The sequence below is a fragment of the Micromonospora mangrovicola genome, from assembly GCF_047200535.1.
Taxonomy (GTDB): Bacteria; Actinomycetota; Actinomycetes; order Mycobacteriales; family Micromonosporaceae; genus Micromonospora.
On the sequence record NZ_JBJZOG010000034.1, the window covers coordinates 45,628 to 65,085 of the forward strand.

At 75.4% G+C, this 19,458-nt stretch carries 16 protein-coding genes; 8 read left to right on the forward strand and 8 right to left on the reverse strand.

From position 1 onward, the window contains the following. Positions 1 to 20: 20 nt before the first annotated feature. Both ACL02O_RS16190 and ACL02O_RS16195 read right to left on the reverse strand, forming a co-directional pair. Entirely contained in the window at positions 21 to 2,126 is a 2,106-nt protein-coding gene (locus ACL02O_RS16190; RefSeq protein ID WP_412818894.1) for an APC family permease, read from the reverse strand. Between the two features lie 100 nt (positions 2,127 to 2,226). Beyond that, the gene (locus tag ACL02O_RS16195) at positions 2,227 to 2,655 is read right to left on the reverse strand and encodes a hypothetical protein (protein WP_412818895.1); all 429 of its coding nucleotides are present in this window, start codon (positions 2,653 to 2,655) and stop codon (positions 2,227 to 2,229) included. Between the two features lie 280 nt (positions 2,656 to 2,935). On the opposite strand from ACL02O_RS16195, the gene ACL02O_RS16200 reads away from it, so the two are divergent. Continuing rightward, positions 2,936 to 3,229, forward strand: coding sequence for a CGNR zinc finger domain-containing protein (locus tag ACL02O_RS16200; protein ID WP_412818896.1), 294 nt, complete (start codon positions 2,936 to 2,938; stop codon positions 3,227 to 3,229). A gap of 4 nt (positions 3,230 to 3,233) precedes the next feature. Here ACL02O_RS16200 and ACL02O_RS16205 read toward each other — a convergent pair whose 3' ends face one another. The 3 genes from ACL02O_RS16205 to ACL02O_RS16215 all read right to left on the reverse strand — a co-directional run bounded on the left by ACL02O_RS16205 (position 3,234) and on the right by ACL02O_RS16215 (position 7,881). Continuing rightward, complete coding sequence (locus tag ACL02O_RS16205; protein WP_412818897.1) at positions 3,234 to 3,974, reverse strand: phosphotransferase; 741 nt, start codon at positions 3,972 to 3,974, stop codon at positions 3,234 to 3,236. 82 nt (positions 3,975 to 4,056) lie between these two features. Beyond that, complete coding sequence (locus ACL02O_RS16210; protein ID WP_412818898.1) at positions 4,057 to 4,827, reverse strand: DUF5995 family protein; 771 nt, start codon at positions 4,825 to 4,827, stop codon at positions 4,057 to 4,059. Positions 4,828 to 4,938: 111 nt separating this feature from the next. After that, the gene (locus tag ACL02O_RS16215; protein WP_412818899.1) at positions 4,939 to 7,881 is read right to left on the reverse strand and encodes a helix-turn-helix transcriptional regulator; all 2,943 of its coding nucleotides are present in this window, start codon (positions 7,879 to 7,881) and stop codon (positions 4,939 to 4,941) included. A 190-nt stretch (positions 7,882 to 8,071) separates the two neighbouring features. Between ACL02O_RS16215 and ACL02O_RS16220 the strand changes: the two genes are divergently transcribed. Next, on the forward strand, positions 8,072 to 10,363 hold the full coding sequence (locus ACL02O_RS16220) for an AAA family ATPase (RefSeq protein ID WP_412818900.1): 2,292 nt from the start codon (positions 8,072 to 8,074) through the stop codon (positions 10,361 to 10,363). Positions 10,364 to 10,652: 289 nt separating this feature from the next. After that, complete coding sequence (locus ACL02O_RS16225; protein ID WP_412818901.1) at positions 10,653 to 11,480, forward strand: SAM-dependent methyltransferase; 828 nt, start codon at positions 10,653 to 10,655, stop codon at positions 11,478 to 11,480. Positions 11,481 to 11,523: 43 nt separating this feature from the next. Here ACL02O_RS16225 and paaI read toward each other — a convergent pair whose 3' ends face one another. Continuing rightward, a complete protein-coding gene (gene paaI / locus ACL02O_RS16230; protein WP_412818912.1) occupies positions 11,524 to 11,895 on the reverse strand; it encodes a hydroxyphenylacetyl-CoA thioesterase PaaI in 372 nt (123 codons plus the stop codon). Between the two features lie 37 nt (positions 11,896 to 11,932). Further along, positions 11,933 to 13,240, reverse strand: a complete 1,308-nt coding sequence (gene paaK / locus ACL02O_RS16235; protein ID WP_412818902.1) for a phenylacetate--CoA ligase PaaK — start codon at positions 13,238 to 13,240, stop codon at positions 11,933 to 11,935. 358 nt (positions 13,241 to 13,598) lie between these two features. On the opposite strand from paaK, the gene ACL02O_RS16240 reads away from it, so the two are divergent. Both ACL02O_RS16240 and crcB read left to right on the forward strand, forming a co-directional pair. Next, positions 13,599 to 14,081, forward strand: coding sequence for a FluC/FEX family fluoride channel (locus ACL02O_RS16240; RefSeq protein ID WP_412818903.1), 483 nt, complete (start codon positions 13,599 to 13,601; stop codon positions 14,079 to 14,081). After that, complete coding sequence (crcB, locus tag ACL02O_RS16245) at positions 14,078 to 14,440, forward strand: fluoride efflux transporter CrcB (RefSeq protein ID WP_412818904.1); 363 nt, start codon at positions 14,078 to 14,080, stop codon at positions 14,438 to 14,440. The genes ACL02O_RS16240 and crcB overlap by 4 nt, the downstream gene beginning before the upstream one ends. A gap of 12 nt (positions 14,441 to 14,452) precedes the next feature. Here the strand turns inward: crcB and ACL02O_RS16250 are convergent, their stop codons facing one another. Beyond that, entirely contained in the window at positions 14,453 to 17,527 is a 3,075-nt protein-coding gene (locus ACL02O_RS16250) for an AfsR/SARP family transcriptional regulator (RefSeq protein ID WP_412818905.1), read from the reverse strand. Between the two features lie 196 nt (positions 17,528 to 17,723). On the opposite strand from ACL02O_RS16250, the gene ACL02O_RS16255 reads away from it, so the two are divergent. From ACL02O_RS16255 to ACL02O_RS16265, 3 genes are read left to right on the forward strand one after another with little or no spacing between them, the layout of a single operon-like run. Further along, positions 17,724 to 18,431, forward strand: coding sequence for a hypothetical protein (locus ACL02O_RS16255; RefSeq protein WP_412818906.1), 708 nt, complete (start codon positions 17,724 to 17,726; stop codon positions 18,429 to 18,431). Beyond that, positions 18,428 to 18,949: a hypothetical protein gene (locus ACL02O_RS16260; RefSeq protein ID WP_412818907.1), complete on the forward strand. Its 522-nt coding sequence runs from the start codon at positions 18,428 to 18,430 to the stop codon at positions 18,947 to 18,949. Before ACL02O_RS16255 ends, ACL02O_RS16260 begins: the two co-directional genes overlap by 4 nt. Next, positions 18,942 to 19,361, forward strand: a complete 420-nt coding sequence (locus ACL02O_RS16265; protein ID WP_412818908.1) for a hypothetical protein — start codon at positions 18,942 to 18,944, stop codon at positions 19,359 to 19,361. Before ACL02O_RS16260 ends, ACL02O_RS16265 begins: the two co-directional genes overlap by 8 nt. The last annotated feature ends 97 nt before the right edge of the window (positions 19,362 to 19,458 follow it).

Consider the following 19,458-nt stretch of genomic DNA (forward strand, 5'->3'; position numbering starts at 1 on the left):
ACCGCGACGGGGTGGCGGCCTCAGCCGCCGACGTGGATGCCGGGGCGGCGGGCCGGGTCCCGCTCGGACTTGCGGATAATCTCCCGGACCACCGGCGGAGTGTCGCCGCGGCCGAGGATCAGGTAGCGCAGCAGGTGCGCGATCGGGTTCCCCTCGGACCACTCGAAGTGGGCGTGCGGCCGGATCCCCGTGGCGTCCCGCAACGCCAGCAGGATGGCGGCGATCGCGTTCGGCGCCGCCGGGCTGCTGGCGCGCAGGATCCGGTACCCGCCGACCTCCACCCCGTGCACCCGCAGCACGCCGCTGAACTGTGACGGGTCGGAGACGTCGATCTCCAGGAAGAGCACGTCGGCAGCCCCCGGGACGGGGTTCATGCCGCGCTGCGCCCGCTCCTTGACCCGGTACTCCTTGAGCGCGCCGCCCTGCCGCTTGTTGGCGATCAGGTGCAGCCGGCCGTCGTGGGAGATCGAGTCGGCGACGAACCTGCGGGCCTTCTCGTCGAACTCGATCCGCTCGGCCCGCAGCTCGGTGGTCCGGGACACCCGGGAGACCAGCGAGACGGCGACGATGCCGGCGATGAACAGGCCGGAGATGGCGATGCCGTCCGGCTTCTCGACGACGTTCTCGGTCAGCGCGTAGAGCAGCACCACGGTGAGCACCGCGAAGCCGATCCCGACCACCCGCCGCTGGGAGGTGTACGCGGAGATGGTCACCGCGATCGCTGCGGAGACCATCATCGCCAGGATACCGGTGGCGTACGCCCCGGCCTGGGCGTTGACGTCGGCCCGGAAGGCGACCGTGATGACGATGCTGATCGCGGTGTAGACCAGCACCACCGGGCGGACCGCCCGCCCCCACTCCGGCGCCATGCCGTACGAGGGCAGGTAGCGGGGCACGATGTTGATCAGTCCGGCCATCGCGGAGGCTCCGGCGAACCAGAGGATCAGGATGCTGCTGATGTCGTAGACCGTGCCGAAGGCTTCGCCCAGGTGCTCGTGCGCCAGCCACGCGAGGGCCCGGCCGTTGGCGGCCCCGCCCGGCTGGAACTCCCTGGGCGGGATCAGCACGGTGGTCACGAAGGTGGTCGCGATGAGGTACACCGACATGATCAGCGCGGCGACGGTGAGCAGCTTGCGGGTGTTGCCGATCCGGGCCCGCAGCCGCGTCTCGGAGTCCGGGCCGTGGCCCTTGACCAGCGGCATCATGCTCACCCCGGTCTCGAAGCCGGACAGCCCCAGCACCAGCAGCGGGAAGGCGAGCACGCTGGTGCGGAGCACTTCCCCGGCCCCGCCGAACTCGGTGAGCCGGGAGGTCCAGTCGCCGACCATCGCCGGGTCCTGGGCGACCTCGACCAGGCCGGCGAACACGATCACCGCGTTCAGCCCGAGGAAGATCGCGACGAGCGGGATGGCGACCTGCACCGCCTCGCTGAACCCCATCAGGAACACCCCGCCGAGGATCAGCAGCAGCACCACGGTCACCAGCACCGCGGCGGTGCCGCCGTGCGGGAAGGACTCCGGCAGAACCGGGTTCTCCAGCAGGTGCACGGTGGCGTCGGCGGCGGACAGGGTGATCGTGATGATCCAGGAGGTGGCCACGAAGCCGAGCAGCACCAGCACGAAGATCTTGCCCCGCCAGAACGGGAGCAGCCGTTCCAGCATCGCCACCGAGCCCTGCCCGTGCGGGCTCTCCCGGGCCACCCGCCGGTACATCGGCAGCATCCCGAACAGCGTGAGCGCCACGATCAGCAGGGTCGCGAGCGGGGAGAGGGCCCCGGCCGCCACCGCGGCGATACCCGGCAGGTAGGACAGGGTGGAGAAGTAGTCGACGCCGGTCAGGCACATCACCTGCCACCAGGGGTGCGCCGTCGCCTGGTGCTCGCGGGCCTCCGGGCCGACGGGCTGCACCTGGTGCTGGAACAGCCAGCGGGTCAGCGAGTTGGCCGGCTCGGGTGGGCGGACCGGGCTGTCCACGCACGCCGGGATCGCGGTGGGCCCCCGCCGGGGCCGGTCGCTGTGCTCCGGATCGCGCGCCGCCCGCAGCGCCCGATCCACCGCGGCGGTCTGCGTCTGGTTACGCCGCCCCCGCGCACGCCGGGGCTGTGCCCCGTCCCGCCCGTCCGCCATGTGCACCCCTTCAGACCCTGAACCGACCGTAGGCGGTACCCAGGGCCCCGCCCGCCGGAACCCGACAAGCCGGAAAAGATCATCCGCTACCCCGGCCGGCTCAGCCGTTCGGGGTACTCACCGCGAGCCGGAGGGCCTCCGGCTCGGTCACCGTCACCGTGACCGCCGGGTGCCGCAGCCAGGGACCGGGCGCCAGGGCCGGCACCGGGTCGGCGAACCGGAGGCAGACTCCGGCGGCGACGCTGCTGCCGAAGGTGACCCCGCCGTCGGCGAGGGAGAGACGCGGCCCGACCACCCGCCACCAGCGGTACGGTCCGCCGGGTTCCGCGCCGGTGACGTTGCCACGGGCGGTGCGCAGCAGCCAGGGGCCGAACCGGACGATCAGCTCGTCGGGGCCGAGTTCGACCCGGGTCGTCTCCGGACGTACCCCGAGCAGGGCCAGGGGCACCCGGAACGCCGGGTCGAACCGGAACGCGAACCGGCGGACCCCGCCGGTCGGCCCGGCTCGGGTGGGTTCGTCGTGGGCCATGGCGGCGAGGTACCCGCAGCGGCCGGTCCGACACCCGCCCGCCCCCTCCGCCTGCCGCCCGCCGTCCCGGTCCGCGGTCAGGTCGGGCCGGCCCAGGTCCGCCCCGCACGCCGGGACCGGCCGGCACCCCCGGGCCGGCCGGTCCCCTCCCTCTCGGGTCACCCGGGCAGGCCCAGGCGGTCGGCCAGCCAGCCGAGCCGGTCGTCGCGGGCCCGGGTGGCGCCGAGATCGTGCTCCTCGGGCGCCCGACCCGGCCACCCGGCTGACCACCCTCAACGAGGTGCTCGCGGAGGTCAGCGCCGGCACCGCCGTCGAATCCGCTCCAGACGGCACGCTGCGGTTGACCCCGCTGCCCCGGCCCGGGCCGATCGGGCCGTTCGCCGCCCTGATCGCCGGGGCCCTGGCCCGGGCCGCAGCGACCGGCGGGACGGACCGGTTCGGCGTCTGCGCGGCCGACCCCTGCCGGGCGCCCTACCTGGACCGGACCCGGGCGGGCCGGCAGCGGTACTGCTGCGAGCTGTGCAACAACCGGGCCGCCGCGGCGGCCTACCGGAGCCGGTTTCGCCGCGGCTGATGCGTCACGCCAGCGCGGCGACCCAGCGGTCGACGTGCGCGTCGAGCAGATCGGCGGTGGCCCGCCAGTAGGCCCCGTCCTCGGCGTGGATCCGCGCCCACGGCTGCACCCCGTCCCGGGCGCCCCGGCGCAGCAGCTCCGACATGGCCCGGGCGCGCGGGCCGAGCAGGGCGGCCAGGGCCGGGCGGTCCGCCCCGGCCAGTCCGTAGCCGTCGACGAAGGCACGCAGCCGCGCCGCGGACTCGGCGAGTGGCCGGTCCGGGCGCAGCCCGGCCATGCTCTGCGCCGCGTACGCCAGCTCCCACCCGCGGGTGCCCGGGCCGGCGCCGTCCCAGTCGATCAGCACCCAGCCGCGCGCCGAACGGACCAGGTTCCACGGCGCGACGTCGTGGTGGCAGACGAGGTCTATACCGTCGGGCGGGATGACCCGCTGCCACGTCGCCGAGGGCGGGGGGACGAAGCTCGCCGTCGCCCGGTGCAGGTCGGCCAGGAACGCGCCGATCGACGCCAGCTCCGCCACGGGGTACGTGCCGGCCGGGTCGCCGAGCTCCCCCGGGACGTACTCCAGCACCTGCCGGCCCCGGTCGTCCCGACCCAGCGACCGGGGCGCGCCGCGGAAGCCGACCGCGTGCAGGTGGGCCAGCAGGGCGTCGACGGTGTCGGTCCAGGGGCCGACCGGACGCCGCACGGTGTCGCCGATCCGCACCACACCGATGGTCACGTTGCCGGGCAGCGCCTGCTCCACCGGCCCATCCTCGCACCCGGGCGGCGGGGACGACGTCCCCGCGCTCCCCCGGACGAGCGAACGCGGGGACCCCCCGTCCCGGCTACTGCAGGAACGCCCCCAGCGGCGACAGCAGCAGCCGGCCGAGCAGCGCGGCGTTGTCGTCCAGCCGCGTCCGCTCACACTCGCGGGCCTCCGGATCGTGCCGGCAGCGCCAGATCTTCTGCGCGTTGCGCCAGGCCACGTTCCGGGTGTACTCCACCAGCTCGCCCTGGTACCAGTCATCGATGTCGCCGTTGACCATGTCGATCATGAGCTGCCAGTGGTCCAGGTAGCCCCGGCGCAGCTCGGGGATCCGCTCGGCGAAGATCTTGTTGATCTCCAGGTAGTCGCGGTGCTGGTCACTGGCGTCGACCGGCTCCGACTCCAGGCTCTCCAGCGTGGCCACCAACGCGAACGGCAGGTCGTAGTTGATGTGCGCGTTCACCCCGGCCGCGGCCGACGGCAGCGGCCGGGCGTCCGGACCGCGCATCCGCTTGAACAGGCAGGCCCATGCCTTGGGGGTGCTCGGGCTGGAGTCCGTCCAGAAGCGCAACGCCTCGAAGTACCGGGCGGCGAACTCCACGTCCAGCCGGGCGAGGAAGACCGGGTCGACGAACCGGTCATCGTAGAGCCCGTCGAGCACCGTGCTGGTGATGACCAGGTACAGCTTGTTGAAGTCGGCGAGCGGGCAGCTCTCCTCCAGCGGAGGCAGCCGGACCAGCAGGTCCTGCAGCTTGGTGAGATGGTCCACGACCGCCGGCACGTCGGCGGGGTGGTCGGCGAGCAACCCGACGATGTCCTGGTGCACGGGACCCCAGACCGGTTCGGTCATCTCTCCTCCACTGCGCCCGGCGCACTCCCCGACGGCACCGGCGACTCGGACAGCCTTCCAGCCGACGTACCTCAATCGGATCAGTAGAACGACGTATTCGCGCGGGTGCGTCTACACGGGACGGTTGCGCAGGAAGATCGCGCTGGCCTGGACCCGGGTGCGGACCTGGAGCTTGTCGAAGATGTGCGACACGTGCACCCCGATGGTCCGCTCGCTGATGAACAGCCGCTGACCGATCTCCTTGTTGGTGAGCCCCTCGGCGACCGCGGCGAGCACCTCGCGTTCCCGGGCGGTCAGCGCGGCCAGCTCGTCCACCACCGGCACGACCCCCGGCGCGGACCGCTGCCGCGGCGCCGGACGCGGTTCGGCGACCGGCCCCTCCTCCAGCGTCACCCGGGCCCGCCCGGCCAGGGTACGGATCTCCGAGCTCAACGGCGCCGCGCCCAACGCCTGCGCCATCTGGTACGACTGGCGCAGCAGCCGGGCGGCGGTGGCCGGGCGGCTGCGCCGGGACAGCAGCGCCTCGGCCTGGCGCAGCCGCGAGTAGGCCGCCGGGTAGGGGTGGTTACGGCGGTCCCACTCGGCCGCAGACCGGGCCCACAGCTCCGGGTCACCCCGGCCGTCCAGCCGGCTCAGCTCCGCCGCGCAGAGCGCCAGGAACCCGTCCGCCACGTACCGCACCGGCGCACCGGCCTTCTCGCTCTTGCCGGCCACCCGGTCGACCACCTCGCGCAGCCGGCGCACAGCTGTCGGATCCACCTCGACCGTGCGGCTGGCGCTCGCCTCCGCCTCGGCGCGCAGCCCGTGCCAGGCCAGGGTGGCCAGCACGATGACGTCGTCGGAGCGGCTCTCGGTGAGACCACGTTGGACGGCCTGCCGGGCCAGGTCGTGCCGGCCCTGCCACATGGCCAGGCCGGCGCGGAGGATGAGCATGGGCAGCACGTGCCGGGCGCCGCCGCCGGCGAGCATGGTGGCCACCGCCTCCAGGTCCCGGTCGGACGCCTCGACGTCGCCGTACCCGACGGAGAGCCGGCAGCGGGCGAGCAGCAGCTCCACCGCGTCCGCGCCCGACGGGCGGTGACGCAGCGCGGCGGCGACGACCTTCTCCGCCTCGGCCCACTGCCCGACCCGGAACAGCCCGTTCGTGGCGATGGCCAGCAGCCGGGTCTCCCAGGTGCGGCCCAGCCCCAGCTCAGCGACCCGCTCGGCGCCCCGGCGGGCCACCACCACCCCCTCCTCGAGGATGTTCAGCGGCCCGGTCAGCAGCTCCGCCAGGTGCAGGTACGCGCACGCCACATCCTCCGGGCGGCCGGACCGCTCGGCGGTCTCCAGGGCCCGCCGCATCACGGCCAGCCCCGCCTCCGGGTCCTCCAGCCACGCCTCGCTGTACCCCAGCGCGGCGCTGGCCAGCACCACCTCGGACGTGGAGCCGGGCACCTCGGCGGCCAGCCGGAGCGCCTCCCGCGCCTGGTCACCGGCCTCGGCGTAGCGGCCCAGATGCAGCAGCAGCTCGGCCAGGTGGGCGGCGGCGGTGGCCCGCTCCCCGGGCGTGCAGTCCGGGGACTCCAGGGCCCGCCGGTACTCGGCCTCGGCCGGCGCGGACCGGCCCGCCGCGGCCAGGTAGCGGGCCCGCCGGATGTGCAGGGCGCAGGTCGGCGGGCCGGCCGGGTCCCGGGCCAGCTCCTCCAGCAGGTCCAGCGCCCGGGCGTGCTCGCCGCAGTGGTGTGCCGCCTCCGCCGCGTGTTCCAGCAGGTCGGCCCGGTCCACCTCGACGGGGGCCGGGGACCCGGTCTCGGGCGGGACCGCGGCCGGGGTGGCGGCCAGCTGCAACGCCGCCGACCAGTGGCGGTGCGCCTCCGCGTACCCGTGCAGCCGCTCGGCCTCGCGGGCGGCGGCCATGGCGGCGGGCAACGCCCGGGCCGGCTCGCCGGCCAGCCGCCAGTGGTGGGCCAGTCGGGCCTGGTGCAGTTCGGCGGTGGCCGAGGTCATCGCCTCGGCGTAGCGGCGGTGCAGCACGGCGCGCTCGGCCGGCAACAGCTCGTGCGCCAGCACCTCGGCGACGAGGCGGTGACGCAGCCGGTAACCGTCGTCGGCGCCGGCCAGCAGCCGGTGCGCCACGGCCACCCGCACCGCCTCGATCAGCTCCTCCTCGGGCAGCCGGACCACCTGGGCGAGCAGCCAGTGCTCGACCGGTTCGACGCCGGCGGCGACCGCGTGCACCACCGCGTGCGCGTGCTGCGGCATGGCGTCGACCCGGGACAGGAAGACCTCGCGCAGCGTGTCGGAGAGGTCGTCACGGCCGTCCCGCAGGTCGCGGGCCAGCTCCTCGACCACGAACGGGTTGCCGCCGCTGCGCTGCCACATCCGGTCGGCGGCCTCGGGGGCGAGCGGCGCGCCGACGATCGCGGCGGCCAGCTCGTCGGTGCCGGCCCGGTCCAGCGGCGCCAGGTCGATCACGCGGACCGAGCGCAGCCGGCGCAGCTCGGTGAGGACCCGGCGCAGCGGGTGGGCGCCCTGCAACGACTCGGCGCGGACCGCCGCGAGCACCGACAGCTGCAGGTCACCGAGGCCGGCGAGCAGATAGAGCAGGAGCTGGCGGGTACTGCGGTCGGCCCACTGCAGGTCGTCCAGGACCAGGACCAGCGGGCGCCCGGCGGCGACCAGGTGCAGCCCCTGGGAGACCCGTTCCAGCAGCGCGCCCGCGCCGTCCGGCCCAGGGGTCTCCTCGTCGAAGACCTGGAGCAGGCCGCGCACCGCCGAGGCGGTGCGGGCCGCGGTCCGCTCGGCGTCGAAGCGGCGCAGCGCCTGCCGCAGCGGGTGCAGCGGGGAGGCGTCGCCGATGTCCAGGCAGGAGCCGGTCAGCACCAGCGCGCCCGCATCCCGCAGCCGGGCGCTCACCTCCGTCAGCAGCCGGGTCTTGCCCACCCCGCTCTCGCCGGTGAGGAAGACCGCCCCGGTGTGCCCGGGAGCCACGTCGTCGAAGAGCGCCGACCGGAGCGCCGAGGTGGTGTCGGCACGGCCGACGAGCGGCGCGGTGTCCACATCGCTGGCCATGGAACGCAGCCTAGTCACAGATTCCCGCACCGTTCTACGGGCTCAAGGCCCTAGTGGTACTCCTCGCGTCGACATTGCGACTAAAGGTTGCGGGTGGTCGACATACGTCGTCCTACCGATCCCCCGACGTACCGGTGGTGCAAGTCTCCAAAGGTCGTCAGGCACCGGACCGGGGGAAAGGGTGGGTGCGATGCCAGTGACCACGACCGTAGGAAGTCGGGAAACCGTCACGCGCTGGCCGGTACCGGAGGAGAGGCGGACCGTCAGCGTGCTCTTCGTCGACATCGTCGGCTCGACCGGGCTGGTCGAGCGGCTCGACCCGGAGGACGTCCGGGCGCTGCAACGCGGGTACTTCGGCACGGTGGCGGGGGTGCTGCGCCGGTGGGGCGGCGTGGTGGAGAAGTACATCGGCGACGCGGTGATGGCGCTGTTCGGGGCGCACGGCTCCGATGGCTTCGACGCGTACCGGGCGGTGCGGGCCGGGCTGGAGATCCAGGAGGCGCTGGACCGGCGCGCCGCGGCCGGGCCTCGGCTGCGGGTCCGGGTCGGGGTGGCCACCGGGGAGGTGCTGGTGGACCTGGCCGCCACCCGCGACGGCGGGCACGGGACCGCCAGCGGCGCGGTGATCACCACCGCCGCCCGGTTGCAGGAGTACGCCCCACCGGGCGGGGTGGTGGTCTGCGCGGCAACCCGGCGGGCGGTTGCCGGCCTGCTCGAACTGCGCCCGCTCGCGGCGCTGACGGTGGCCGGCAAGCCGCAGCCACTGGACGTCTGGCGGGTGACCGGGCTGGGCCGGCCCGGTCCGACCGGCCACCAGGGCCCGCTGGTCGGCCGGCGGCGGGAGCTGGCCACCGCGGCCGACGAGATCGCCCGCGCGATGCGGGAGCGCCGGCCCCGCTGGGTCTCCCTGGTCGGTCCACCGGGCAGCGGGCGCAGTCGGCTGCTGCACGAGCTGATCCGCGCGGTGTCGACAGTGGATGAGGTACCGGTCCGCTGGTGCGTGGCGCACTGCCCGCCCTATCCCGGGGGCGACCTGGCGCCGCTGGCCGACATGGTCCGCGCCTTCGCCGGGGTCCGCGACCCGGACCCGGCCGCGACCGTACGCCGACGGCTGGCCACCGCGCTGGACGGGCTGCTGCCGCCGGCCCGGCGGGGCGCGGCTGCGCACGCTCTGGCCGACTTCGTGGCGGCGCCGCAGGACGCCGGCGCCGCGGCCCGCGGGGCCGAGGTGTGGCGGGAGGTCCTCCTCGACCTGGCCGCCCGCGGCCCGGTCGTGGTGGCCCTGGACGACCTGGACCGGGCCGCCCCGCCGCTGAACCGGTTCCTGCACCGGCTCTTCGCCGCCGCGACCGAGCGGGCGCTGCCCCTCGCGGTGCTGGGCACCCACGGGCCGGGCTGGGCCGACCTGCTGCCCGGCGCCGCCGACCGGCGGCGCCGGGTGCCGCTGGCGCCACTGGGCGCGGTGGAGACGGGGCGGCTGCTGCGCCACCTGCTCGGCCGGGCCGGTCGACCGGCCGCGCTGGCTCGCACGCTGGTGCCGCTGGTCGCCGGCAACCCGGCCGCCGCCGAGGCGTACGTGCGGGCGTCGGACGCCGCCCCGGCCGGGGCGGTGCCCGACGCGGTACGCCGGGTGGTCGACGCCCGGTTGGACCGGCTCGACGGCGAGCAGCGGGCCGTGCTCATGGCGGGCGCGGCGTACCCGACGGACGTCGCCGCCGAGACGGTCGAGCGACTCCTCGCTTGGCCGGCGGGGCGGGCCGAGCCCGTGCTGCGGGCACTGGTCGGGGCCGGCGTGCTGCGCCGGACCCGCGGTGACCGGTACGCGGTGGCCGAGCCGACGGTGGCCCGGGTGGCCCGGCACCGGCTGCCCCGCACGCTGCGGGCGGAGTTCGCCCGCCGGGCCCGGCCCGTCGCGAGCCACCCGAGCGGCCCGGGGGCGCGCCCGGACGGCGGCCCCGGCACCGCACACCCGGCCGCCGCGGGTACGCCGGTCGCCGTGGCCCCGGTCCGGTCCGGCCGGCCGGCCGGCGGCGCGCCGGTCCACCCCGACCGGCCAGCGGCGATCGCCCCGCGCCAACGGGTTGGTGACCCGGGCACGGTCGACGCCGGGGCGGGCAGGAACCCACCCCCGTGCCGCCCGGTCATTGGCCGACCGGTCCGGTCCCCCCTGATCGACGACCGCGGTCGCACCCCGGGGCGGTCCGGCCCGGCGGTGGCGCAGCCCGCACCGAACCGGGCGCTGTGGCCCGTCAAGATCACCGGTCACCCGCCGGCCGGCCCGGGCCGTCCCGTCGCGGCGCTGCCCACCTCCGACGCCGGGCCGCAGGCCGGACGCCGGACCACCGGAACACCGGCCGTCGGACCGCCGACGCGACGGGACCGCCGACCGGGCCGCACGGCGCCGATCCGGCCGGCCCCGGTCCCGGGGACCCGATTAGACCGGGCGGGCGACGCCGGGACAGCGGCGCTCGTGGCCGCCTGACCGGCGCCGTGGCCGGAGTGGGCACGGGGCCGCTCCGGCCACGGCGTCGCCCCGCCCGGGCGGGGTCAGCAGCCGGCCAGGAAGGCCAGCGTCCGGTCCCAGGTCAGCGTGGCGGCCCCCGGGTCGTGGCCGGTACGGCCGGCCGCAGCCCGTGGACCGAATGCAGCAGCAGGCTGTGCGTCATCACCCCGTCCTGTCCCAGCCGCCCGCGCCCCCGTCATGCCCCCGTCCCCGGCCGGTCCGGCAGACGCTACATTCAACACCGTCTGGACGGACGGAGGGGTCGACTGTGGACGGAACCGAGACCGGCGAGGTGCGGCAGGTGCCCCGCGATCTGCGCACCGACGTGCCGCATCCGGCACGGATCTACGACTACGTGCTGGGTGGGAAGGACAACTTCGCCGCCGACCGCACGGTGGCCGAGCAGGGCCTGCGAATCAACCCGCAGATCCGGGTCACCGCCCGGACGAACCGGGCCTTCATGGCGCGGGTCGTCCGGCACCTGGCCGCCGAGTCCGGTGTCCGCCAGTTCCTGGACATCGGCACCGGACTGCCGACGGCGCCGAACGTGCACCAGGTCGCTCAGGCGGTCACCCCGGACGCCCGGATCGTCTACGTCGACAACGACCCCATCGTGCTGGCCCACGCCCGGGCGCTGCTGACCAGCAGCCCCGAGGGATGCACCGAGTACGTCGACGCCGACGTCCGCGACATCGACCGGATCCTCACCTCACCCCGACTACGCGCCACCCTCGACCTGGACCAACCGGTGGCGCTGCTGCTGATCGCCCTGCTGCATCTCATCCCGGACGAGGACGAGCCCCAGCGGATGCTTTCCCGGCTGGTCGAGGCCCTTCCGTCCGGCAGCTACGTCGCCCTGACCCACCTGACCGCGGACTTCGCACCCGAGCGGATGGAGGCCTCCGCCGCGCACCTGCGCGACAGCGGCGTCACCATGCAGATGCGCACGAAGGCTCAGGTGGAGGGCTTCTTCACGGGCCTGGACCTGGTGGCGCCCGGCGTACGACCCGCGGCGCGCTGGCGGCCGGATCCGAGCGAACCACCGGTCGCCGACGACGAGGCGTCCATCTACGCGGGCGTGGCCCGCAAGCCGTGACCGGCAGCCCGCCGACGTCCGGCCCGGGGCTCTGACCCCGGCCCTAATCGCGGGCGATGGTGCGGCTGCGGCCCCGGAACTCGGCGACCACCTCGTCGTCCCGCCACACGGTGACGTCGTAGATGCCGCTGCGGCCGTAGCGGACCCGCTCGGCGGCCCGGGCCTCCAGCAGGTCGCCCTCGCGGACCGGACGCAGGAAGCTGATCTCACCGCCGGCGGCCACGGTGGCCGGCCCGTGGCTGTTGCAGGCCAGCGCGAACGCCGTGTCGGCGAGCAGGAACACGAATCCGCCGTGGCCGATGGCGTGGCCGTTCAGCATGGTCGGGGTGACCCGCATCCGGGCCACCGCCGCGCCGTCGCCGGCCGAGACCAGCTCGATGCCCAGCCCCTTGGAGGCCACGTCGGCGTCGAACATGTCGTGGGCCGCGGTGCGGCCGTCGAGCTCCCCCACCTCAGTGCTCCCGCCGCTGGTCCACGATCCGGCGCATCTTGCCCATCGACCGTTCCACCCCGTCCGGTTCGATGACCTGCACCGCCACGCTGACCCCGATGGTGTTCTTGACCTGCTGCACGAGTGCCGCCCCGGCCCGCTCCGCCTCGTCCTCGGCGACGCCGACCCGTCGTTCCACCTTGACGGTGAGGGTGTCCATCCGGCCCTGCCGGTCCAGGACGCACTGAAAGTGCGGCGACAGCGCCGGGGTACGCAGGATCAGCTCCTCGATCTGGGTGGGGAAGACGTTCACCCCGCGCACGATCATCATGTCGTCGGTCCGGCCGGTGATCTTCTCGATCCGCCGCATGGTCCGGGCGGTGCCGGGCAGCAACCGGGTCAGGTCGCGGGTGCGGTAACGGACCACCGGCATCGCCTCCTTGGTGAGCGAGGTGAGCACCAGCTCGCCCCGCTCGCCGTCGGGCAGCACCGCGCCGGTCACCGGGTCGATGATCTCCGGGTAGAAGTGGTCCTCCCACAGGTGCAGGCCGTCCTTGGTCTCCACGCACTCGACCGCCACCCCGGGCCCCATCACCTCCGACAGCCCGTAGATGTCCACCGCGTGCATGTCCAGGCGCTGCTCCATCTCGCGGCGCATGTCCTCGGTCCACGGCTCCGCGCCGAAGATGCCCACCTGCAGGGAGGTGGCCTTGGGGTCGATGCCCTGGCGTTCCAGCTCGTCGACGATGGCCAGCATGTAGCTGGGCGTGACCATGATGATCTCCGGCTGGAAGTCGCGGATCAGCATGGCCTGCCGCTCGGTCATGCCGCCGGAGACCGGGATGACGGTGCAGCCCAGCTCCTCCGCGCCGTAGTGCGCGCCGAGGCCGCCGGTGAACAGCCCGTAGCCGTAGGCGACGTGCACCCGGTCGCCGCGACGCCCGCCGGCGGCCCGGATCGAGCGGGCCATCAGCCGCGCCCAGGTGTCCAGGTCGTTGCGGGTGTAGCCGACCACGGTCGGCCGGCCGGTGGTGCCGGACGAGGCGTGCAGGCGGGCGACCCGCTCCCGGGGTACCGCGAACATGCCGAACGGGTAGTTCTCCCGCAGCTCGGCCTTGCCGGTGAACGGGAACCGGGCCAGGTCGGCCAGCTCGCGCAGGTCGTCGGGGTGCACGTCGGCCGCCTCGAACGCGCGGCGGTAGTGCGGCACGTTGTCGTACGCGTGCCGCAGAGACCAGCGCAGCCGCTCCAGTTGCCGGGCCCGCAGCTCGTCGACGCCGACCCGCTCAACGGGTTCCAGCTCCTCCGGACGAGGGGTGCGGTCCTGCACGGTTGCCTCCTGCGCGACGGTCCCCGACGCCGCCTCGCGCCGGGCGATGCCGCACACCGTACGCCCGTACCGCCCCGTCGTGCCAGGTCAGCGGGGAGCGCAGCGCTGGACGTCGATGGCTGCCCGTCCGGGCGGGCCGGGCGGCCGTGCGCGAACCCGGGGACCATGGCCCCCGGCGAACGGGAACGACCCTCCCCGTCACGCCGCCGCTGGGTGACGCGCCGGGCGGGCCCGTCCCCGTCGGGGTTATCCTCGGCGGAGACCGGCGGTGGGGCCCGCCGTCCCGGGCGTTCCGGGAGAACCGCGCTACGTCGCCAACGGTCCCTGCCAGTGATGCCCTGGCTGGTGGGGAGGCACCGTGACACGGCCCGACGAGTTCCGCGTCGATCCCGACGTCGACCTGCACGTATCCGCCGACCGCGGGGAGCTGGCCGCCCACCCGGCGGCGGTGCTCGGCGCCATCGCCGCCGGCGGCGGGCTCGGCGCGCTGTCCCGGGCCGGCGTCCAGACCCTGTTCCCGCACCCACCCGCCGGTTTCCCGTGGGCCACCTTCGGCGTCAACCTCGCCGGCTGCCTGCTGATCGGCGTGCTGATGGCGGTGATCACCGCGCGCCCGGCCGGCCCGCTGGTCCGGCCCTTCCTCGGCGTCGGCGTGCTCGGCGGCTTCACCACCTTCTCCGCGTACGCGGTCGACGTGCAGCGGACGGTGGCGGAGGGGGCCCCGGGGACGGCGCTGGCGTACCTGGCGGCCACCGTGATCGGGGCGTTGCTGGCGGTCTGGACCGGGGATGCGGTGGCCGGCCGGCTGCTGGCCCGGGCCGCCGTCGGGGAGGCGCGGTGACCGTCCTGCTGATCGTGATCGGGGCCGCGCTCGGCGCCCCGCTGCGCTACCTGACCGACCGGGCGGTCCAGGCCCGGCACGACTCGCCCTTCCCGTGGGGCACGCTGACCGTCAACGTGATCGGCTCGCTGCTGCTCGGCGCGCTGGCCGCGGCTCCCGGTTCGCCGACGGTGACCGCGCTGGTCGGCACCGGGTTCTGCGGCGCGCTGACCACCTGGTCCACGCTCAGCTACGAGACGCTGCGGCTGAGCCGGGAGGGCGTCCGGTTCCACGCCCTGGCCAACGTGTCCGCCAGCGTGGTCGCGGGGCTCGGTGCGGCCTCCCTGGGGTACGCGCTGGCCCGTGCGCTCACCGGCTGACCGCCCCGGCGCTCACCCCGGCGCGTAGCCGGTCTCCTTGGCCAGCAGCGCGGCCCGCTCGTCGAGACGGGCCGCCTCCGCCGCATCCCCGGCCGCCGCGGCAACCCGGGCGAGCACCCGCGCCGCCCGCAGCTCGATCGGCCGGTAGCCGGCCCGTACCGCCAGCTCGACGGCGGCGAGCCCGGGCTCCCGGGCGGCCTCGGGCGCCCCGGCGGCCAGCTCGGCGGCGGCGAGGCCGGCCAACGACGTCGCCTCGCACCAGCAGAACCGGGTCCCCCGGGCCAGTTCGAGGGCCCGCCGGTGTTCCGCCGCAGCGTCGGCGGGTCGGTCCAGCGCCAGCAGCACCCGGCCGAGCGCGTCCCGCGCCCACGCCTCGGTGCCGGTGTCGCCGATCTCCCGGGTCAGCGCCACCGCCCGCTCGGCGTCCGGCCGGGCCGGCTCCGCCCGGCCGGTCGCGCACCAGAGCACCGCCCGACCGGCCAGGGCCGTCGCCTCGCCGTACCGGTAGCCGAGGTCCCGGTTGGCGGCCAGGCCGCGCGCGTACAGCTCCTCGGCGGCGCGGTGGTCGCCGAGGTCCCGGCGCACGCTCGCCAGGTCGACCAGCAGCACGGCCACGTTGTACCGCGCCCCGGCCTGCTCGCCCCGGTCGTGCGCCGCCTGGAAGTGCTCCTCCGCCTCCGCCAGCGCGCCCAGCTGCCAGTACGCGAAGCCGAGGTTGGCCAGCGACATCGCCTCCCCGCCGCCGCTGCCCAGCTGCCGGTTGAGCACCAGTGAGCGGTGCGCGCAGTCGATCGCCGCCTGCGGGTCACCGAGTCGCTGGTGCACCGCGCTGAGGTTGTTCAGCATCCCGGCGTACCCCTCCGGCCAGTCGTCGGCGACGGCGATGCGCAGGCCGTCGCGCAGGTGCCGGCGGGCCTGCTCGTACCGGCCGCTGGTGACGTGGACCAGGGCGCTGCTCAGGTGCATGGCGGCCTGGGCCCGCAGGTCGCCCTCGGCCCGGGCGGCGTCCAACGCGACCGTCGCCGCCGCCAGCCACTCCGCGCGCCGGCCCCGCTGGTGGAACCAGGCCCGCAGCGCGTCGGCGAGGTGCCAGGCGTAGCGGCGGGGACCCTGCCGGGCCGTCTGCTCGACCGCCGCGGTGAGGTTCGCCCACTCGGCGTCCAGCCAGGCCAGGGCCGTCTCCGGGGTGCCGAACGGGTCCGCCGGAGCCGGGCGGGGCAGCCGGGCGAAGTGCGGGATGAGGCGGCGGCCGGCCGCGTCCGCGGTCTCCAGGTAGTGGTCGAGCAGGCGCTGCCGGGCCCGGTCCCGCTGCGCGGCGTCCTCCTCCCCGGCGACCCGGTCCACCGCGTACCGGCGCAGCAGGTCGTGGAAGCGGTACCGGCCGCCGGGGTGCCGTTCCACCAGGTGCGCCGCGGCGAGGGCGCGCAGCAGCCGCTCGGCGATGGCCGGTGACGCCCCGGCCAGGGCACCCGCCGCACCGGCGGCGAAGCTCGACCCGGGCACCAGCCCGAGGCGGCGGAACATCCGCCGTTGCTCCCCGGACAACGCCCGGTACGACAGCGCGAACGCCTTGGTCACCGCTCCCTCGTCGGCCCCGTCGACGGTGAGCCCGGCCAGCGGGTCGCCCTCGGCGAGTTCCCGGGCCAGCCCGGCGATCTCCGGCTCCCCCGCCACCTGCAGGTTGGCTGCGGCGATCCGCAACGCCAGCGGGAGGTGCCCGCAGAGTTGGGCCAGCCGGGCCGCCGCGACCGCCTCGGCCCGGACGGTCCGGTCGCCGAGCAGGGTGGCCAGCAGGCACGCCGAGTCGGCCGGGGTGAGCACGTCCAGCGGGAGCGGCCGGGCACCCGCCCGGGCCACCAGGTCGCCGAGGCGGTGCCGGCTGGTGACCAGCACGGTGCCGGTGGACGGGATCAGCGGCAGCACCTGGCCGGCGTCGCGGGCGTTGTCCAGCACCAGCAGCACGTCCCGGCCGGCCAGCCGGGAGCGGAACAGCGCCGCACGCGCGTCCGGCCCGTCGGGTACGACCCGTGGGTCGACGCCGAGGCCACCGAGGAGCTGGGCGAGCGCGGCGTCGGGCGGGACCGGCTCCCGTTCGTCGAAGCCGCGCAGATCGAGGAAGAGCTGGCCGTCGGGGAAGGCGTCACGGACCCGGTGCGCCCAGTGCACCGCCAACGCGGTCTTGCCCACCCCGGCGGTGCCGCTGACCACCCAGATCCGGATGCCGGTGGACGGCTCGTCCAGGGTGGCGTCCAGCCGGGCCAGATCGGCGGCGCGGCCGGTGAAGCCGGGCACGTCGTGGGGCAGTTGGGCGGGGCGGACCGGGGCCGGCCGGCCGGGGTCGTCGGCCGGCTCCAGCGTCGGGTCGGCCCGGAGGATGAGCTGTTCCAGGCGGCGCAGCTCGGGCGCCGGGTCGAGGCCGAGCTCGTCGGCGAGCCGGGCGCGGACTTGGCGGTAGGTGGCCAGGGCCTGGTCGGCGCGGCCCTCCCGGTACAGGGCGAGCATCAGCTGCCCGGCCAGCCGGTGCCGGCCCGGGTGCCGGGCGACCTGGTCGGTATGCTCGCCGACCACCTGCCGGGCGCGCCCCAGCCGCAGCAGCGCGTCCGCCCGGTCCTCCACCGCCGCCCACCGGGCCTCGCGCAGTCCGGCGCAGAGCCGGTGCCGGACGTCCTCCTCGGCCACGTCGGCGAGCGGCTCCCCCCGCCACAGCCCGAGCGCCCGGTCGAGCAGCCCGACCGCGGCCTCGTCGCCGGCGTTGCGCGCCTGCGCGGTGAGCGCGGTGAACCGGTGCGCGTCCACCGTGTCGGGGTCGACCCGCAGGAGGTAGCCGGTGCCCCGCCCGGCGAGCTCCACCGGCGCGTCGAGCCGGCGGAAGGTGGCCCGCAGCCGGGAGACCAGCGCCTGGAGGGTGCCCCGGGCGCTGCGCGGCGGCGACTGGCCCCAGACCAGGTCGACCAGCCGGTCCACCGGCACCACCCGGTCCGGCTCCAGCAGCAGCGCCGCGAGGACCAGACGGGGCTGCCGCCCGCCCACGTCCACGCGGGCGCCGTCGCACCACACCTCCACCGCGCCCAGGACCCGGAACTCCATCGACGCACCTCCTCCCCCGACTGCCGGAGTATGCCGGTCCGCTGTGGACCGGCTGCAAGCCGGTTGCAAGGTGGCTGCATCGGCGGGAGTGGATCCTCGTGCCGTCCCGTCGGGCGGTCGCCCCCCGTCCGTCCGACGGGGCACGGCGACGGCCCACCGGGCCGTGTCGGTTGACCTCGGATTGGGGGAACGACGAGTGAACAGATTCAGACGCTCCGGCCCGCGCCGGTGGGGTCTGGCCGCGGCGGGCCTGCTGATGGCCGCCGGGCTGGTGGCCACGGTGGCCGTCGGGCGCACCGACAGCGGGGTGCGCCTCGACGCGCGTCCCGAGTCGCTGGCGTTCGGCAAGGAGGTCTACCACTTCGACACCGTCGCGCAGATGACCGCGACGTCCCACCTGGTGGTGTACGGCACGGTGACCGCGGCGGAGCCCGGCCGGGTCGCCAGCGTCGACGAGGACCCGGCAGCGGTCGGTGGGGACGTCCAGCTGCGCACGGTGACGATCGACGTGTGGGACGTCCTGCACAACCCGAAGAGCATGCTGGTGCCGCCGACGATCACCCTGGAGGAGGAGGGCTGGGACGAGCAGGGGCGCGGCTACATCGCCAACAACGTGGTGTGGAGCGAGGTCGGCGACACCGGCTACTTCTTCCTGCGGCGCAGCTACGGCGTCAGCGACCCGTACACCTTCCAACTGGCCAGTTCGGACGGCCGGGCGCTGGTTGCCGACGGCGCGCTGGAGCCGAGCAACCCGGAGAACGAGCTGGCCGCGTCGATCAGTGGGATGACGGCCGGCCTGCTCGACCAGGCGGTCGTCTCGGCCAGCGCCGCGGTGGCCGCCGGCACGCTGACCGCGTCCGCCCCGACGGCGGACCAGCCGGTGATCGAGGAGAGTGGGGAATGAAGCGTACGGCGATGGTCCTGGGCACCACGCTGACGGCCGTGCTGGCGTTCGCGCCGCCAGCCCTGGCCAGCCACGGCGGGAAGGCCAACAGCGGCAAGCCCGACAACACCAGCCAGGACGTGGAGTCGAACTCGCTGACCACCAACGGCAAGGCGGCGGTCTCCCAGGGGCGGGCGCAGCTCGACCGCTCCGACATCACCACCTCGGTCGGCGGCTCGGACATCCACGTCTACGACAAGTCGTACGCCGCGTCCTGGTACGGCAGCACCCACTGCACGGACACCAACTGGTGGAACGGCCGCTGCGACCACTACTCCGTCCGGTTCAACACCCGGACCATGAGCGGCCACAGCCTGTCGCACTGGCAGAGCCTGGGCTGCCACGAGTTCGGGCACACCGGCTCGCTGGGGCACCGCTACCACAGCACCGACAGCAACGACAACTCGTGCATGCGCGAGGAGATCTGGCCGAAGTACTTCGACACCCACGACGTCGCCGCGATCAACGACAATGTCTGACCGTCGCCTGCTCGCCGGTGGGGTCATCGCCGGGCTGGTCGCCGCCGCGCTCGGCGGGTGGTGGCTGTCCCGGCCGGACCTGCCGGCGGACTGGTCGGGCAAGGACCGGTTCTGCGCCGAGGCGCAGACCTTCACGCTGACCAACCAGGCGCGGGTGACCGGCGACGAGCGGGCGGCCGCGCTCCGGGCGATGATCCGCTCGGCGCCGGACGACCTGGTCCCGGACCTGCAACGGCTGGTCGGTTCGATGGCCGAGCCGCACGAGGACGGGCACGACCACGGCGACGGGCACGACCACGATCCGGGCGCGACCACACCGGACTCGCCGGAGGCGGTGCGGGCCAGCGGAGAACGGGCGGGTGAGTTCATCGAACGCACCTGCGGGGTGAACCTGCCCGACATCCGCACCTGACCGTCGGCGACGGCGGGTGGGCGGTTGTGCGGCCGCCCACCCGCCCCCGGGGTTGGGGGGGGGGGGGGGGGGGGGGGGGGGGGGGGGGGGGAACAGG

What these genes read in the sequence shown, in the direction of transcription:
- ACL02O_RS16250 (WP_412818905.1), bottom strand. Translation starts at nt 17,527, where the DNA reads ATGGAGTTCCGGGTCCTGGGCGCGGTGGAGGTGTGGTGCGACGGCGCC.
- ACL02O_RS16190 (WP_412818894.1), bottom strand. Translation starts at nt 2,126, where the DNA reads ATGGCGGACGGGCGGGACGGGGCACAGCCCCGGCGTGCGCGGGGGCGG.
- ACL02O_RS16260 (WP_412818907.1), top strand. Translation starts at nt 18,428, where the DNA reads ATGAAGCGTACGGCGATGGTCCTGGGCACCACGCTGACGGCCGTGCTG.
- ACL02O_RS16215 (WP_412818899.1), bottom strand. Translation starts at nt 7,881, where the DNA reads ATGGCCAGCGATGTGGACACCGCGCCGCTCGTCGGCCGTGCCGACACC.
- ACL02O_RS16195 (WP_412818895.1), bottom strand. Translation starts at nt 2,655, where the DNA reads ATGGCCCACGACGAACCCACCCGAGCCGGGCCGACCGGCGGGGTCCGC.
- ACL02O_RS16265 (WP_412818908.1), top strand. Translation starts at nt 18,942, where the DNA reads ATGTCTGACCGTCGCCTGCTCGCCGGTGGGGTCATCGCCGGGCTGGTC.
- paaI (WP_412818912.1), bottom strand. Translation starts at nt 11,895, where the DNA reads ATGTTCGACGCCGACGTGGCCTCCAAGGGGCTGGGCATCGAGCTGGTC.
- ACL02O_RS16210 (WP_412818898.1), bottom strand. Translation starts at nt 4,827, where the DNA reads ATGACCGAACCGGTCTGGGGTCCCGTGCACCAGGACATCGTCGGGTTG.
- ACL02O_RS16220 (WP_412818900.1), top strand. Translation starts at nt 8,072, where the DNA reads ATGCCAGTGACCACGACCGTAGGAAGTCGGGAAACCGTCACGCGCTGG.